The sequence below is a fragment of the Dactylosporangium roseum genome (assembly GCF_025264685.1).
GTDB lineage: Bacteria > Actinomycetota > Actinomycetes > Mycobacteriales > Micromonosporaceae > Dactylosporangium > Dactylosporangium roseum.
Map to the genome: position 1 here is coordinate 218,476 of NZ_CP073721.1, position 15,365 is coordinate 233,840.

Consider the following 15,365-nt stretch of genomic DNA (forward strand, 5'->3'; position numbering starts at 1 on the left):
GCGGGTGGTGGAGGAAATCGCCTACTCGGCGGCGACCGGGTGGCTGGGCACGTTCTGGCTGCTCCTGGCGATCCCGCTGGCCAGCGCAGCGATCCTGCTGCTGCTGGGCAAGCGGGCCGACCGCTGGGGTCACTGGCTCGGTGTGCTCAGCGTCGCCGCGTCGTTCGTGCTCGGCCTGACGTACTTCTTCACGCTGCGCGGACTGGAGAACCGCAGCGGTGTCGAACTCAAGCTGTGGGACTACATCGGCGTCGGGAGCTTCCACGTCGACATGGGCCTGCTGTTCGACCCGCTGTCGGCGATGTTCGTGCTGCTGATCACGGGTGTCGGCTCGCTGATCCACCTGTACGCCGTGGGCTACATGGCGCACGACCCGGGCCGACGGAAGTTCTTCGCGTACTTCAACCTGTTCATCGCGGCGATGCTGTTGCTGGTCCTCGGCAACAACTACGTGATGCTCTACTTCGGCTGGGAGGGCGTGGGTCTCGCCTCCTACCTGCTGATCTCGTTCTGGTATCTGCGGCCCAGCGCGGCGACGGCCGGCAAGAAGGCGTTCCTCATGAACCGCGTCGGTGACGCCGGGTTCGCGATCGCCATCTTCATGATGTTCGCCTACCTCGGCACGGTGAACTACGACGAGGTCTTCAACAACGTGCACAACCTCAGCAGCGGCGTGGTCCTGGCGATGGCGCTCCTGCTGCTGCTCGGCGCGACCGGCAAGTCAGGTCAGTTCCCGCTGCAGGCCTGGTTGCCCGACGCCATGGAGGGTCCGACCCCGGTCTCCGCCCTGATCCACGCCGCGACGATGGTCACCGGTGGCGTCTACCTGATCGCCCGCTCGCACGCGATCTTCGACCTGAACGAGACCGCGCAGCTCATCGTCGTCGCGGTCGGTGCCCTCACGCTGCTGATGGGCTGTATCATCGGCGCGGCGAAGGACGACATCAAGCGGGTTCTGGCCTGGTCGACGGTCAGCCAGATCGGCTACATGTTCCTCGGCGTCGGGCTCGGCGGCGGGGCATACGCGCTGGCGCTGATTCACCTGCTGGCGCACGGCTTCTTCAAGGCCAACATGTTCCTCGGCGCCGGGTCGGTCATGCACGGCATGAACGACCAGGTCAACATCCGCCGCTTCGGCGCACTGTGGCGGATCATGCCGATCACGTACTGGACGTTCGCCGCCGGCTGGCTCGCGATCATCGGCATGTGGCCGTTGTCCGGCTACTTCTCGAAGGAGCCGATCATCGCCGCCGCCTTCGAGCGCGAGGGCTGGCAGGGCTGGGTCTTCGGGGGTGCGGCGCTGCTGGGCGCGGGGTTGACCGCGTTCTACATGACGCGGCTGTTCATCCTCACCTTCCACGGCCCGAAGCGGTGGACCGAGGACATCAAGCACCCGCACGAGTCGCCGTACATCATGACCGTTCCGCTGATCCTGCTGGCGATCGGCTCGTTCTTCGCCGGCATGCTCCTCACCGGCAACGTGCAGGAGTGGCTCACCCCGGTCTACGGCCCCGAGCCGGCCGAGGAGGCGCACGGCGTCATCGGCCACACGACGGTCACGATCCTGTCGTTCGCGCTCATGTTCATCGGCGCGGGTCTGGCCTGGGCGCTGTTCCGCAAGGGCACCGCCCTGGAGGAGCAGCCGGCCGGTGTGGTGGTCACCGCCGCGCGCAAGAACCTCTACACCGACTCCTTCAACGAGGCGGTCTTCGAGGCGCCGGGCCGCTACCTGACCCGCGCGCTGGTCTACCTCGACAACCGCGGCATCGACGGGCTGGTCAACGGCCTGGCCGCGGGCGTCGGTGGCGGATCCGGCCGACTACGCCGGGCCCAGACCGGGTTCGTGCGCTCCTATGCCCTGTCCATCCTCGGTGGTGCGGTGCTCGTCGTCGCCGCCACGCTCGCGGTGAGGTTCGGATGAGCCACTTCCCATACCTGACCGTCCTCACGGCCGCGCCGCTCGTCGGCGCGGCGGGGATCGCCTTCCTGCCGAAGGGCAAGCCCGAGCTGGCCAAGCGCGCCGCGCTGGCCTGGTCGGTCGTCGTCCTGGCGCTGACCGTGGGGCTGTGGACGCAGTTCGACGCCGGCGGGGAGCGGTTCCAACTGAAGGACTCGTGGACGTGGATCCCGCAGTGGGGTGCCAAGTTCACGTTCGCCATCGACGGCATCGCGCTCGTCATGATCGCGCTGATCGCGCTGCTCGTGCCGGTGGTCATCCTGGCCTCCTGGCACGACGCCGACAACAGCAAACGGTCGGTGCCGGCGTACTTCGCGCTGCTGCTCGCGCTCGAATGCACGATGATCGGCGTCTTCGCCGCGCAGGACGTGTTCCTGTTCTACGTGTTTTTCGAGGTCATGCTCGTGCCGATGTACTTCCTGATCGGTTCGTACGGCGGGCACCAGAAGCAGTACGCGGCGGTGAAGTTCTTCCTGTACTCGCTGCTCGGCGGTCTGTTCATGCTCGCCTCGGTGGTCGGGTTGTGGGTGCTCGGCGGCCACACGTTCGACTGGCAGCAGTTGGTTTCCGCGGACTTCTCGGTCAACACCGAGCGCTGGCTGTTCCTCGGCTTCTTCGTCGCCTTCGCGATCAAGGCGCCGTTCTTCCCGTTCCACACCTGGCTGCCCGACGCCGGTGGCGCCGCGCCGGCGGGTGCGGCGGCGCTGCTGGTCGGCGTGCTGGACAAGGTCGGCACGTTCGGCATCCTGCGGTACTGCCTGCCGCTGTTCCCGAACGCGTCGAAGGACTTCGCCTGGCTCGGCCTCACGCTGGCGCTCATCGGCATCGTCTACGGCGCGCTGGTGGCCATCGGCCAGAACGACCTCAAGCGCCTGGTGTCCTACACCTCGATCGCCCACTTCGGCTTCATCGGTATCGGCATCTTCGCCTTCACCACGCAGGCCGGCACCGGCGCGGTCCTCTACATGGTCAACCACGGCCTCGCGACCGGCCTGCTGTTCCTGGTCGTCGGCATGCTGGTGTCCCGCCGGGGCAGCGCACTGGTGACCGACTTCGGCGGCGCGGGCAAGCTGATGCCGGTCCTCGCCGGGGTCTTCTTCATCGCCGGTCTCGCCTCGCTGGCGCTGCCGGGCACGTCGCCGTTCATCTCCGAGTTCCTCGTGCTGCTCGGCACGTTCACGGTGAACAAGACGGTGGCGATCATCGCGACGGCCGGCATCGTCCTCGCCGCGGGATACGTGCTGTGGATGATCCAGCGGACCACGCAGGGCACGCCGAACCCGAAGCTGCTGGAGATCAAGGCGATGGGCCGGGACCTGTCGCTGCGTGAGGCCGTTGTCGTCACTCCGCTGATCGCCCTGATCCTGCTGCTCGGCTTCTATCCGAAGCCGGTCATCGACGTGATCAACCCGGCGGTGAAGGCGACCATGCAGGACGTCGGCAAGACCGACCCGAAGCCCATTGCAGGCACCGTGGAGGCCGGCAAGTGAACGACAAACTCCAACTGCCGAACCTGGATTACGCGGCGCTCTCGCCGATGCTGATCCTCTTCGGCGTCGCGTGCGTCGGGGTCCTCGTCGAGGGCTTCGTTCCGCGGCGGGTTCGGCACACGGTCCAGTTGACGCTGGCGCTGCTCGGCCTGGTCGCCGCCCTGGTGATGGTGATCCGGCAGGGCAGCACCGAGGTCATCACCGCGCAGACCGCGGTGGCCGTCGACGGGCCGGGACTGTTCCTGTCCGGCGCGATCATCGTGCTGGGCATCGTCTCCCTGCTGCTGATCGGTGAGCGGACCCTGGAGCCGGGCGGCGCGTTCGTCGCCCAGGCCGCGGTCACCGCCAACACCGACCGCGACCAGGAGCAGGCCCTGCGGGCACACGGCGCGACCGAGGTGTTCCCGCTGACGATGTTCGCGCTCGCCGGCATGCTGCTGTTCTGCACGGCAAACGACCTGTTGACGATGTTCGTCGCGCTCGAGGTCTTCTCGCTGCCGCTCTACCTGCTCTGCGCGTTGGCCCGCCGCCGGCGGCTGCTGTCGCAGGAGGCCGCGATGAAGTACTTCCTCCTGGGCTCGTTCGCGTCGGCGTTCTTCCTGTTCGGCATCGCGCTCGTCTACGGCTTCGCCGGCCAGGTGGACTTCAAGGCGATCGACACCGCGATCGGGAACTCGCCCAACGACGACATCCTGCTCTACGTCGGCCTGGCGATGCTGGCGATCGGCCTGCTGTTCAAGGCCGCGGCGGTGCCGTTCCACGTGTGGACGCCGGACGTGTACCAGGGTGCGCCGACGCCGATCACCGCGCTCATGGCGGCCTGCACCAAGGTCGCCGCGTTCGGCGGGCTGCTGCGCCTGGTGTACGTCGGGTTCAAGGGCACCGAGTGGACCATCCAGCCGGTGCTGGGCACTGTGGCGGTTCTCACCATGATCGTCGGGGCGATCCTGGCGGTCACCCAGACCGACATCAAGCGGCTGCTGGCCTACTCCTCCATCGCCAACGCGGGTTACCTGCTCGTCGGCGTGCTGGCGCTCAACGAGCAGGGCCTGTCCAGCTCGATGTTCTACCTGGTGGCCTACGGCTTCACCGTTCTCGCCGCGTTCGGCGTGGTCACGCTGGTCCGCGACGCCGACGGGGAGGCCACGCACCTGTCGCGCTGGGCCGGGCTGGGTCGGCGGTCGCCGCTGTACGCGTCGCTGTTCACCTTCATCCTGCTGGCCTTCGCCGGCCTTCCGCTCACCAGCGGCTTCACCGCCAAGTTCGGCGTGTTCGCCGCGGCCATCGACGGCCACCAGACCTGGTTGGTGATCGCGGGTGTGGTGAGCAGCGCGATTCTGGCATTCCCGTACCTGCGGGTGGTCGTCATGATGTGGCTGTCCGAGCCGGGCGAGGCGACGCCGGCGGTGTCCATCCCGGGTGCGATGACCGCGGCCGCGCTCGTCATCGGCGCGGTCGCCACACTGGTCCTTGGCGTGGCACCGGGTGCGCTGCTCGAGGTCACCCAGAATGCCGGTACCTTCCTCAGGTAAGACCGCAATGACAGTGACGTCCCCCCGTGGCCTTCCACGCGGGGACGTCCCTGTATCAGGAGCCCGATGAGGGTGTGGCATCGTTGGAGCTGTGGTGAGTACGGGAACCGTGCAGTCGAGTGCCTCCGTCGGATTGACCTTCGCCGATCCGGAGCTGGAAAGCAGCGTCACGGCGATCCTGCGGGACGTCGAGGCGGTGCTCGTCGACTCCGTGAACAGCGCGAACCCGCTGGTCACCGAGGCGGCCCGGCACCTTGTCGACGCGGGCGGCAAGCGGTTCCGGCCGTTACTGGTGGCGCTGGCCGCGCACTTCGGCGACCCGAGCTCCCGTGACGTGGTCACCGCCGGTGCCGTCGTCGAGCTCACCCACCTGGCCACCCTGTACCACGACGACGTCATGGACGAGGCGTCCGTGCGTCGGGGCGCGCCCAGCGCGAACTCCCGCTGGGGCAACTCGCTCGCGATTCTGATCGGCGATTACCTGTTCGCCCGTGCCGCCGACCTCGCGACCCACCTCGGCATCGAAGCGGTCAAGATCCAGGCGAGCACCTTCTCGCGGCTCGTGCACGGCCAGGTCGCCGAGACCGCCGGCCCGCTCGACGGCGAAGACGCGATTTCGCACTATCTGCGGGTCATCTCGCAGAAGACCGGCTCGCTGATCTCGACGAGCGCGCGGTTCGGTGGCATGTTCGGCGGGTGTACGCCGGAGCAGATCGATGCGCTGGCGACGTTCGCCGAGACGTTCGGCATCGCGTTCCAGCTCTCCGACGACCTCATCGACATCGCCAGCGAGAGCACCCAGTCCGGCAAGACCCCGGGCACCGACCTGCGCGAGGGCGTGCCGACCCTCCCGGTGCTGTACGCGCTGGCCTCGACCGACGACGACGTGGCGTCGGTCCGGCTGCGGGAGATCCTTTCCGCGGGTCCGGTGACCGACGACGCGCTGCACGCCGAGGCGCTCGGCCTGCTGCGCGAGTCCGCCGCGCTGAAGCAGGCCCGTGAGACGGTCCGCGGCTACGCCGACCGTGCTCGCGCCTCGCTGACCCCGCTCCCGCACGTGCCGGCCCGTGCGGCGCTCGAGTCCCTCTGCGACTTCATCGCGGACCGCACGAACTAGCGCCTGGGTTGTTGCGCGGGCTCTGCCCGGCACCGTGCGGTTGTATCCGTGCGCGGTCGTAGGGCCGTCATGCCTTTCCGCCCCGCCCGCCCTGCCAGCCCCGCCCGCCGTGGACGCCCTGCCCGGGCCGCCCCTCGGCGTGGTCCTCGGTGCCCGGTGAACGGCCACAGGACAGTGGCTGCCCGGCCGGGAGGGCAAAAACCCGCCTGATGTGCCGTCTCGGCGGTTCACGGCCCTGACACCGTCGACCGAGCCCCGGTGCGCTGACGCCCGGCTCCGCCCGGTTCACGACCGCCATGGGAGCGTTCGCGGCACCGCTGGTGCCGCCTTCTCCTTGTCGCAATGCACGTTGCTCAATGCCAGCAGGCGGCGATACCCGGTGCGACGACAAGTCGCAACGGGCCGATGACAGCCAGGAGCGGCACAACGACATGGAACGGCGTAGTACTCATCAAGGTGGTCATTACTTACTCAACTGAGAATGATGATCATCGATGTCTACTCAAGCTGTGCGGTGTGTCGTAGACACTTCGGCACGATCGCCATGTCCAGTATGATGCATTCATCGCTATGTGCTGTACGGCGGTATCTCCCGACCTCGCCGTATAGATGATCAAACTGTTCCGTTGAGCGTCTCCAGTTTCATATGGTGTGAACCCAGTTACTGCTGCGGCTGGGGAGGGCGGCGGTGCGGGATCCACAAGCCGAACCCTCGGATCTCATCCGGAGCGTGTCGAGGGCCCTACGAGTGCTGGAGGCGGTGGGGCAGTCATCTCGCGGTCTGACGGTGAAGCAGATCGCGAGGCGGTGCGAGTTCACGGTCGCGACGACCTACCACCTGGTCCGGACCCTCGCCTATGAGGGCTACGTCATCCGCCGTGAGAACGGCACCTATGTGGTCGGCCTGGAGATCGCCGACCGCTACCGGGAACTGGTGCTCGCGTTCCGCGGACCGAGTGCGGTCATCGACCGCCTGCGGCGAGCGGCCGCCGAGACCGGGTACACCCACTACATCGGCCGGTTCATCGGCGGGCGGATCGCCGTCACCGCGTCGGCCGAGGGGCCGCGGACGCCGCCGTCCGACGATCTGGTGCCCGGGTATGACGAGGCCGCCCACGCCACAGCGCTGGGCAAGGCACTGCTCGCCACTATGACGTCCGATCAGCGTTGGCGGTTCCTGAAGGAGTCCGGGATGCGGGCATACACGTCGGCGACCCTGACGTCGCCCGAAGCACTCGACTCCGACCTGGCCGCCGGCGAGCGGCGGGGCATGCAGATCGAGATCGGCCAGTTTCGGCAGGGGCTCGCGTGTGCGGCCGTGGTCGTGGTCAACGACCGCGATCCCGAGCGGCGGGTCGTGCTGGCCTGCGCGCTACCGCCCGCCGAGCTGATGTCCTCGGCGAAGGTCGTCCGCACCCGCCTGCTGGCCGCCGCCCACCACTTGGCCACGGTGTTCGCCGAGCAACAGTAGAGTCCGATTCGAGGCCACCGCCTGACTACGCCTGCCTGTCGCGGCGCCGTCAACTGGGAGGATGTCGCATCCACGACACGTGAACCAGGGCTGAACCGCTGTGGGTATTAGTGCGTAGAAGCGGGTGGAGGGGGTCTGAACCATATCGAGCGTGAGTAGAGACGAAGCTGACCCGCTGAGGGCGCTCCACACGGAGCATGGAGACGCGCTGCTCGCCCATGCCCTGCGGCTGACCGGCGGCGACCGTCAGCGCGCCGAGGATCTGGTGCAGGAGACCCTGCTCCGGGCCTGGCAACACCCCGGCGCACTCGACCCGGCCCGCGGCTCGATCCGTGCCTGGCTCTTCACCACCGCTCGGAACCTGGCCATCGACGCGTGGCGGCGACGCTCCGTGCGGGTGGGCGAGGTCCTCACCGACCATTTGCCGGAGACTCCAGCGGCCGACGACGAGACGGAGCGCGCGGTGGAGTCCTGGGTCGTGTCCGAGGCGCTGGCCCGGCTCTCCCAGTCGCACCGCGAGGTCCTGGTGGAGTGCTTCTACCGCGGGCGCTCCGTCGCCGAGGCCGCTGAGCGGCTGGGTGTGCCACCCGGCACGGTCAAGTCGCGGACCTTCTACGCACTGCGTTCGTTGAAGCTCGTCCTGGAGGAGTTGGGGGTGACGCAATGAGGTGTGAACGCCTCCATGACTCGGCCGTGTACGTGCTGGGAGCGCTGTCGCCGCCGGAGCGCGAGACGTACGAGCGGCATCTCGTTGGATGCGCGGAGTGCCGCGCGGAGGTGGCGCAGTTCGCCGACCTGCCGGGGCTGCTCGGCCGGCTCGACCGGACCGCCGCCGAGGCGGCCGTGGTGGCCGGCGACACCGAACCCGGCACGCCACCACAGGTGCGAGACCGCGGCAAGGCCGCGGCCGGCCGGGCGGGCACCATCGAGGCGACGAGCTCCGATGGTGGTCAACCGGCCGTCAACGGCAGCCCCGTGGATCACCTGCTGCCCCGCGTCCTGGACCGGGACGACGCCAGGCGACGGTCGGGCCGCCGCCGGCGGCGCTGGCAGTTGGCCGGCACCGCGCTTACCGCCGCCTGCCTCGGCATCCTGGCGGTGCTCGGCGTGCGTGCCGCCGGCATCGGCCAGCCGGAGGCGCCGGACTTCGTGGCGATGCAGGAGGTCGCGTCATCGGTGCCGGTGACCGCAGGCCTGGCGCTCGAGCCGATCGACGGCGGCACGCTGGTGCGCATGCGGTGCAAGTACAAAGCGGTTGCCGCAGGTGCGCACGGCAAGTGGACCTACAAGCTGGTCGTCGTGTCGAAGGGCGGCGAGGTCGAGGAACTCGACTCGTGGACGGCCGGCTACGGCGACGAGTATGGCCTCAAGGCCCGCAGTCGCATCCCGCGCGCCGACATCGCACGGGTCGAGATTCGCAAGGGCGACGACACGCCGCTGTTGCAGCTCACGGCCTGAGCACGTTCGTCTCACTCACGGGGCTGGTGCGGCAGCCGTCTTCCCGACGGCGGCCGCCTCGTCCCGTTGCGCGGCTCGGGTGCGGCGTGTGGTGCGGATCGCGTCCCAGGTGAAGATCGCGAGGGCGCACCACACGATCACGAACCCGGCGAGCCGGCCCGGCGGCAGCGGCTCGGCGAACACGACCACGCCGAGCAGGAGCTGCATCGTCGGGGTCAGGTACTGCAGGATGCCGAGGCCGGAGAGCGGAACGCGATTGGCGGCCTCCGCGAACAGCAGCAGCGGTGCGGCCGTGAGCAGTCCGCTGAGCGCCAGCATCACGGTGTGCCAGCCGGACACCGTGCCGAACGTCGACGTGTGGTGCGCGGTCAGCCACGTGAGGTACGCCAGGCCGGGCAGCGTCAGCACCGCGGACTCGAGGAACAGCCCTTCGGCGGCGGGCAGGCCGAGCCGCTTCTTGATCAGCCCGTAGCAGCCGAACGACGCGGCCAGGGTGAGCGCGATCCAGGGGAGCCGGCCGTAGTCGATGCTCAGCACGACCACGGCGAACGCGCCGACGCCGAGAGCGACCCACTGCGACGGGCGCAACCGCTCCCGCAGGACGAGGACGCCGAGCAGGATGACGAACAGGGGGTTGACGAAGTATCCGAGGGAAGCCTCGATGACCCGCTCGGTGTCGACGGCGTAGATGTAGACGCCCCAGTTGACGGCGATCAACAGCGCCGCGACCGAGATCCCGGCCAGCCGCCTGCCGTCCCGCAGGAGCGCGCCGAGCGGCCGCCAACGCCACACGACCGCCAGCATCAGCGCCACCGTCACGAGTGACCAGACGATGCGGTGCGCGAGCACCTCGACAGCGCCCGCCGGGCGCAGCGCCCGGAAGTACAGCGGGAAGACACCCCAGAGGATGTTGGCGGACAGGGCGGACAAATAGCCTCGGCGCAACGGATCCACGACTCAACCGTAAGGGGGGGACCGCTGTCCACCCCTCATCGGGATCAGCGGTGGTCCTGGTAGCCGCCGCGCTGCCCGTACTGCTGGTGCGGGCGGTCCCGGCTCTTGCGGTCGCGGTCGCCGCCGTCCGGGACGAAGAAGTTGATCAGCCAGCTCACGATGCCGATGAACAGCGCGCCGAGCACGGCTGTCGGCCAGAACTCGTCGACGTTGAACGACAGGTCGAGGGCTTCGGCGATCTTGCTGGTGAGCAGCAGCAGGAGGCCGTTGACGACGAGCGAGACCAGGCCAAGCGTCAGAATGTACGCCCAGCAACCGATGGTCTTGATGATCGGGCGCAGCACCGCGTTGACGATGCCGAAGATCGCGGCGACCGCGACGACCGTGAGCACCTTCCGACCGGTGGTGCCCTCGACGGTGATGCCCGGAATCACCAGCGTGGCCAGCCAGACCGTGAACGCGCTCACGGCGAGCCGGATGAGGATTCCCATGCCGGTGATCGTGCCACGGCGGTGCCAGTCCGGAACACCCCGCTATCACCGATTCTTCCCTGACGTTTCGCGGCCGGCTGCTACCGGGCCGGGCCGCCGGTCAGTTGCCGCTCGATCGGTGTCGTCGACAGCCGGGTCCAGCGGACGGTGTGTCGGCTGACGACCACGCCGAGCATCTCCGGGCCGATCCGGGTCAGCCAACCGGCCGACTCGCCGAGCCCGAGCGCTCTCGCCGCGAGCGTCGCCTCCGGCGGGGAGAGCGGCTGCAACAGCGCGAGGTCGACCCGGGCGAGCAGGTCGCCGTCGGCCGGGGTCAGCTCGTCGCGGACCAGCAGTGTGGCGCGCCAGGCGCGCTCCACCACCGTCGCGCCCCGGCCCTCGGCCGGTCCGACGTCGATGATCAGTAACTGCGGCCGGGTCGAGGTCGGCGCCGGCGGCTCCGTGAGGCGGCCCACCGGGGCCAGCGCGACCGGCTCGCCGCTGCCGAGCCCGCGCAGGAACGGCTCCCAGGCGTGCGGCCGGGTCGACTGCACGATGACCTGTGCGCCGACCGCCAGCGCACGCAGGACGAGCAGTTCCGCACAGCGCAGCCCGCCGATCAGCGCCGCCCGGGTCGGCTCGGCGCGGAACAGCCGGACGACCACCGGCGCGCCGTGCCGGTCGCGGCCGAGCATCAGGCCCTCGCCGCCGATCGGCGGCTCGATCTCGGCGAGCCGCACCGCCGTCGCGTGCACGGTCCGGCCGCCGCCGACGACCAGCGTGTCGTGCGCGGCCACCAACCCGGCCAGAGCCGCGCCGTCGCTCGGCGCGCCGCCGCCGAGCGGCAGGGTCGCGGCGAACCCGTCGAACTGCGCGCCGTCGAGCCGCCGCACGCGGGCCTGTGCGACCGAAACCAGCCGATCGAGGGCCGTGACCGCCCCGGCCAGCGCGGCCGCCGTCGGCGCGGCCAGCCGCACGGTGACCTCGGCCTCGGTGGAGCGGCTGGTGGCCGTCAGCGACACCGCCGTGCCGGACGTCGGCAGCCGCAGCAGTGGTCCGGTCAGCCGGTCCTGGTCGGGCCAGCGGCCCAACCGGAACGCGGCCTGCTGGAGCCCGCCGGCCCGCACCCCGGTCCACGTCTCGCGCACCGGGTGCGCCGGATCGTGGTGCGCCGCCTCGGCCAGCGCGGCCAGCGCCGACGCCGCCGACAACGGAAGCGCCGGCAGCCCGGCCTTGACCAGCAGGCGGCACACGCGCCGCACCGCCGCCGCCAAGGCCGGCTCGAGATCCGGTCTTCGGAAGCCGCCGGCCCGGCGGACCCGGACGCCGACCAGCACCCGCTGGTGCGCGAGGACGCGGCCGTCGGTGAGCTGCCGGTAGGACGTCGCAGCAGGGCTCGCCCCGGCCGTCGGCCCGGGCGCGGTGACCGCGGTCACCAGGAGTTGGAGCCGGACCTCGGGCACGTCGGGAGCCGGCGCGGGCAGGAGGGAGCTGAGCGCCGGGACCGGCGGCATGACGTCGCCGAGCAGCGCTGTGAGGTCGCCGACCCGCACGACCGCGGCGAATCCGTCGGTGTCCTCGAACACGCCCACGTCCGCGCCGTCGACCTCGATCGAGGTCGTCGCGGCACCCGGACGGAGCAGCGTGAGCAGCTCGGCCGCGGCGGCACCCGCCGGCAACGCGCGGCGCCGACCACGGAACCGGAACGTGCCGCCGAGCCGGCCCGGCAGCGCACCGCTCGCGGCCGGCACCGCCGCCGCCAGTGCGACGGGCAGCGCGACAAGGGCCCAGTAGGGCCCGGCCGCCCACGCCGCGGCCGAAACGGCGATCGCCGCCTGCGCCAGCACCACCCGCGTCCCGAGTCTCACATCGCCCCCCGCCAATGCGATCTGCGGCATATCGTAGGGCGCCGATACGACAATTTCGGAGGGGTCGATGCCGTCGCGGCAGGACCAGCTACACTCGTACCAGTTCATGGTCCAGCGGGTGATCGCCGCCCTCGTCATGCGGGAGACCGATCCCGCCCAGTCGCCGTTCCGCAGGGTGGCCGGCGCGACGCTGGTCGGCGCGCTGCTCGCCGCGCTCGGTGTGGGTGGCACCGCCGCATACGCCGTGCTCAAGCCGGGCGCGTCCGGCAAGTGGCGCAACGACAAGGCGATTGTCGTCGAGGCGGAGTCGGGCGCCCTGTTCGTGTACCGCGACCAGGTGCTCCATCCCGTCCTCAACCAGGCGTCGGCGCTGCTCGTCCTCAACGCCGCCGACGTGCGGACGGTCATCGTCCCACGTGCCGCCCTGGCCGGTGCGCCCCGCGGTGCGCCGCTCGGCATCCTCGGCGCGCCGGCGTCGCTGCCGGCGGCGTCCGGCCTGCGCAAGGAGCCGTGGACGGTGTGCTCGAGCCCGGAGGGTGCGACGGTGTTCGTCGGCGGCCGGCCGGGCGGCGGCGCACCGCTGGGTGAACGGGGACTCCTGGTCACCGGGCCGGCCCAGGAGACGTACCTCATCCGGAACGGTCACAAGCACCTCATCCGCCGGCCCGGTGCCGCGCTGCCCGCCCTCGTCTGGTCCGGCCGGCCGCAGACGGCCGTCGCGCAGGCGTTCCTGCACGCCGTCCCGTCCGGCGCCGACCTGGTCACCCCGACCGTGCCGGAGCGGGGCAGAAGCGTCGCGGCCGGCACCGTGGGCCAGCTCTTCGGGGTGCGCACCGGTGACCGGGTCGACGCGTTCCTGGTGACGGCGGGCGGGCTCGCCTCGGTCACCCCGTTGCAGGCCGCGTTGCTGCTCGCCGCGCCGGAGACGGCGGCGGTGCAGGGCCGCAAGGATCTCATCCCGCTGACCCCGGCCGAGTTCTCCGGCCTGGTGCAGGGCCGGCAGGTCGTGCCGTTCGCGGCGGACCCGGGCGTCGGCGGCGCGCTGCCGGCCGACGTGCCGGACCTGTTCGAGGGCCGGCCGCGGACCGTCTGCACCGGCCAGGAGCTGACGACGGACAGCGTGCTGCCGGACCTGTCCCGCGCGGTCGGCACCGCCGCGGCGGGCGAGAACGGCGGTGTCCTCGCCGATCGGGTGGTCGTGCCGCCGGGCAACGGGGCGCTGGTGCGTACCGACACCGGGGTACTGCACCTCGTCACCGACGTCGGTCGCCGGCATGCGCTGCCCGTCGTGGGCGTGTTGCCCGCGCTCGGGTACCAGGGACAGGAGCCGGTCATCGTCCCGGGTGAGGTGGTCGGGCTCCTGCCGGCCGGCCCCGCGCTCGATCCCGCGGCGGCCGCCCAGCCTCAGTAGTTGGTCAGTACCAGATCCGACGAGGCGCGTGCCGCGGCCCGCAGGTTGATGTCGCGCCGCGTCGCCATACGGGTCGCCTGGAAGTCGTGGTAGATCCGCCGGGTCGCGTCGGTGTCGCTGTTCGTCATCGTGAGCAGCACGCCGCGCGAGGAGGCGTCACGCATCGCCGCGGCCAGCCGTTCGTGGTCGTCGTCGTGGAACTGGCCCGGGGTGTACCGCTTGAAGTCGGCGAAGCCGCCCTCCGGCAGGTACGGCGGGTCGAGGAACACCCAGTCGCCGGCCGCCGCTTCACGCAGCGGATCGGCGAAGTCGCACACGCGGATGTCGACGCCGGCGAGTGCCGCCGAGGCGGCGAGCAGCGTGTCGCGGTTGTAGTACGGGCGGTCGTAGGCCCCGTAGGGCACGTTGAACCGGCCCCGCCGGTTGACCCGCCACAGGCCGCGAAACGCCGTCTTGTTCAGGTAGATCACGCGCGCCGCCCGGGCCGCGGTGTCGAGGCTCGCGGGATCCTGCGCGCGCACCGCCGCGAACTGCGCGGGCGTGTTGGGCAGCGCGTCGAGGCGGGTCATCACGGCCTCGGGATCCGCGGCGACGGCCCGGAAACACGCCACCAGTTCCGGGTTGGCGTCCGACAGCACCGCCTTGGCCGGGCGCAGCTCGAAGAAGACCGCGGCGCTGCCCATGAACGGCTCCCAGTAGCAGCCGGTGAACGGCGGAGCCAGCGCGACCAGTTGTGCCGAGTAGCGGGTCTTGCCGCCGGCCCACTTGATGAACGACCGGCCCTCCGCCATGCCGCACATCCTAGAGCGCGCATCGATCTTGCAGTTGCGGTGCCTGACAAACCAGTCATTCAGGGAGTGTCTCGACACCAGAACTGCAAGATCGGCGAGGGGGGAGGGGTGGTGGAGGTGGGAGTTATCCACAGGCGCGGATCAGGGGTGGTGGGGGATTGGTTGTTGCCGATACGGTCGTCTTCTTCAGGAACGGGGGTGAGCACCGATGGTCCAGACCACACAGGCTCAGCAGGCGGAGCTCAATTCGGCAGCGCAGCGGTTCGAGCAGGTCAACGAGGAGTTGCAGAGCATGCTCGGCACCTTGATGCGTGAGCTCGAGATCACCAAGAGCGGCTGGCAGGGCGCCGGCGGCCGGTCCTTCGAGGCGGTCAAACACGCGTGGAAGGCCGACCAGGAGGCGCTCAACCAGAACCTTCTGGAAACCGCCGAAGGGCTGAAGACCGCCGGCCGGAACTACGCGGTGACCGACACCGAGGCCGACAGCCGCTTCCGTCGCGTCGGCCGCGCCGACCTGTCCGCACTCGGCTGATCGGAGAGCACTCATGGACGACACCCTCGTGGTCGACTTCGGCGCGATGCAGCACGCCGGCCAGTCCATCCAGACCGCGCTCAACACGCTCAACGCCCGCCTGGACGAGGTCTCGCAGCTCGGACGGCGCCTCACGGCGGGCTGGCAGGGCGAGTCCCGTGAGGCGTATGCGGTCCGCCAGGCCGGCTGGGAGCGCGCCGGCAACGATCTCGCGCTGACGCTGAAGGACATCAAGGCCGCGCTCGACGAGTCGACGCAGCGGTATCTCGAGACCGAGCACCGCAACCGCCAACTGTTCCCCGGCGCTCGCTGAC

13 protein-coding genes and 1 pseudogene are annotated in these 15,365 nt (G+C 70.3%); 10 read left to right on the forward strand and 4 right to left on the reverse strand.

Going from position 1 to position 15,365, the window contains the following annotated elements:
- Nucleotides 1-4 precede the first annotated feature (4 nt).
- The 7 genes from nuoL (at nucleotide 5) to Drose_RS01055 (ending at nucleotide 9,025) form a co-directional block, all read left to right on the forward strand.
- The gene (gene nuoL, locus Drose_RS01025) at nucleotides 5-1,921 is read left to right on the forward strand and encodes an NADH-quinone oxidoreductase subunit L (protein WP_260726297.1); all 1,917 of its coding nucleotides are present in this window, start codon (nucleotides 5-7) and stop codon (nucleotides 1,919-1,921) included.
- The gene (locus tag Drose_RS01030; RefSeq protein ID WP_260726298.1) at nucleotides 1,918-3,447 is read left to right on the forward strand and encodes an NADH-quinone oxidoreductase subunit M; all 1,530 of its coding nucleotides are present in this window, start codon (nucleotides 1,918-1,920) and stop codon (nucleotides 3,445-3,447) included. The genes nuoL and Drose_RS01030 overlap by 4 nt, the downstream gene beginning before the upstream one ends.
- Before the next feature lie 47 nt (nucleotides 3,448-3,494).
- The gene (gene nuoN / locus Drose_RS01035) at nucleotides 3,495-4,979 is read left to right on the forward strand and encodes an NADH-quinone oxidoreductase subunit NuoN (RefSeq protein ID WP_260729561.1); all 1,485 of its coding nucleotides are present in this window, start codon (nucleotides 3,495-3,497) and stop codon (nucleotides 4,977-4,979) included.
- A 94-nt stretch (nucleotides 4,980-5,073) separates the two neighbouring features.
- Nucleotides 5,074-6,096 carry a polyprenyl synthetase family protein gene (locus Drose_RS01040; RefSeq protein WP_390891299.1) on the forward strand — a complete coding sequence of 341 codons (1,023 nt, stop codon included), beginning with the start codon at nucleotides 5,074-5,076 and terminating at the stop codon, nucleotides 6,094-6,096.
- A gap of 688 nt (nucleotides 6,097-6,784) precedes the next feature.
- Nucleotides 6,785-7,567: an IclR family transcriptional regulator gene (locus Drose_RS01045; RefSeq protein ID WP_260726299.1), complete on the forward strand. Its 783-nt coding sequence runs from the start codon at nucleotides 6,785-6,787 to the stop codon at nucleotides 7,565-7,567.
- Between the two features lie 151 nt (nucleotides 7,568-7,718).
- Entirely contained in the window at nucleotides 7,719-8,234 is a 516-nt protein-coding gene (locus Drose_RS01050; protein ID WP_390891300.1) for a sigma-70 family RNA polymerase sigma factor, read from the forward strand.
- The gene (locus Drose_RS01055) at nucleotides 8,231-9,025 is read left to right on the forward strand and encodes an anti-sigma factor (RefSeq protein WP_260726300.1); all 795 of its coding nucleotides are present in this window, start codon (nucleotides 8,231-8,233) and stop codon (nucleotides 9,023-9,025) included. The genes Drose_RS01050 and Drose_RS01055 overlap by 4 nt, the downstream gene beginning before the upstream one ends.
- Nucleotides 9,026-9,040: 15 nt before the next feature.
- Here the strand turns inward: Drose_RS01055 and rarD are convergent, their stop codons facing one another.
- The 3 genes and pseudogenes from rarD to eccE form a co-directional block, all read right to left on the reverse strand.
- Nucleotides 9,041-9,979, reverse strand: coding sequence for an EamA family transporter RarD (gene rarD / locus Drose_RS01060; protein WP_260726301.1), 939 nt, complete (start codon nucleotides 9,977-9,979; stop codon nucleotides 9,041-9,043).
- Nucleotides 9,980-10,122: 143 nt separating this feature from the next.
- Nucleotides 10,123-10,470, reverse strand: a pseudogene (locus Drose_RS01065) (phage holin family protein); the annotation flags it as partial.
- An 80-nt stretch (nucleotides 10,471-10,550) separates the two neighbouring features.
- Entirely contained in the window at nucleotides 10,551-12,317 is a 1,767-nt protein-coding gene (eccE, locus tag Drose_RS01070) for a type VII secretion protein EccE (RefSeq protein WP_260726302.1), read from the reverse strand.
- 67 nt (nucleotides 12,318-12,384) lie between these two features.
- On the opposite strand from eccE, the gene eccB reads away from it, so the two are divergent.
- On the forward strand, nucleotides 12,385-13,728 hold the full coding sequence (gene eccB, locus Drose_RS01075; RefSeq protein ID WP_260726303.1) for a type VII secretion protein EccB: 1,344 nt from the start codon (nucleotides 12,385-12,387) through the stop codon (nucleotides 13,726-13,728).
- On the opposite strand, the gene Drose_RS01080 is transcribed toward eccB, so the two are convergent.
- On the reverse strand, nucleotides 13,722-14,519 hold the full coding sequence (locus Drose_RS01080) for a DNA adenine methylase (protein ID WP_260726304.1): 798 nt from the start codon (nucleotides 14,517-14,519) through the stop codon (nucleotides 13,722-13,724). The genes eccB and Drose_RS01080 overlap by 7 nt on opposite strands.
- A 208-nt stretch (nucleotides 14,520-14,727) precedes the next feature.
- Here Drose_RS01080 and Drose_RS01085 point away from each other — a divergent pair, with 208 nt between their 5' ends.
- Nucleotides 14,728-15,051: a WXG100 family type VII secretion target gene (locus Drose_RS01085; RefSeq protein WP_260726305.1), complete on the forward strand. Its 324-nt coding sequence runs from the start codon at nucleotides 14,728-14,730 to the stop codon at nucleotides 15,049-15,051.
- Between the two features lie 13 nt (nucleotides 15,052-15,064).
- Nucleotides 15,065-15,364 carry a WXG100 family type VII secretion target gene (locus tag Drose_RS01090; protein ID WP_260726306.1) on the forward strand — a complete coding sequence of 100 codons (300 nt, stop codon included), beginning with the start codon at nucleotides 15,065-15,067 and terminating at the stop codon, nucleotides 15,362-15,364.
- Nucleotide 15,365 lies beyond the last annotated feature (1 nt).

Excerpts from the sequence above, each read along its gene's own strand:
- Drose_RS01090 (WP_260726306.1), top strand. The coding sequence starts at position 15,065 with ATGGACGACACCCTCGTGGTCGACTTCGGCGCGATGCAGCACGCCGGC.
- Drose_RS01055 (WP_260726300.1), top strand. The coding sequence starts at position 8,231 with ATGAGGTGTGAACGCCTCCATGACTCGGCCGTGTACGTGCTGGGAGCG.
- nuoN (WP_260729561.1), top strand. The coding sequence starts at position 3,495 with ATGCTGATCCTCTTCGGCGTCGCGTGCGTCGGGGTCCTCGTCGAGGGC.
- Drose_RS01085 (WP_260726305.1), top strand. The coding sequence starts at position 14,728 with ATGGTCCAGACCACACAGGCTCAGCAGGCGGAGCTCAATTCGGCAGCG.
- Drose_RS01080 (WP_260726304.1), bottom strand. The coding sequence starts at position 14,519 with ATGGCGGAGGGCCGGTCGTTCATCAAGTGGGCCGGCGGCAAGACCCGC.
- eccB (WP_260726303.1), top strand. The coding sequence starts at position 12,385 with ATGCCGTCGCGGCAGGACCAGCTACACTCGTACCAGTTCATGGTCCAG.
- Drose_RS01030 (WP_260726298.1), top strand. The coding sequence starts at position 1,918 with ATGAGCCACTTCCCATACCTGACCGTCCTCACGGCCGCGCCGCTCGTC.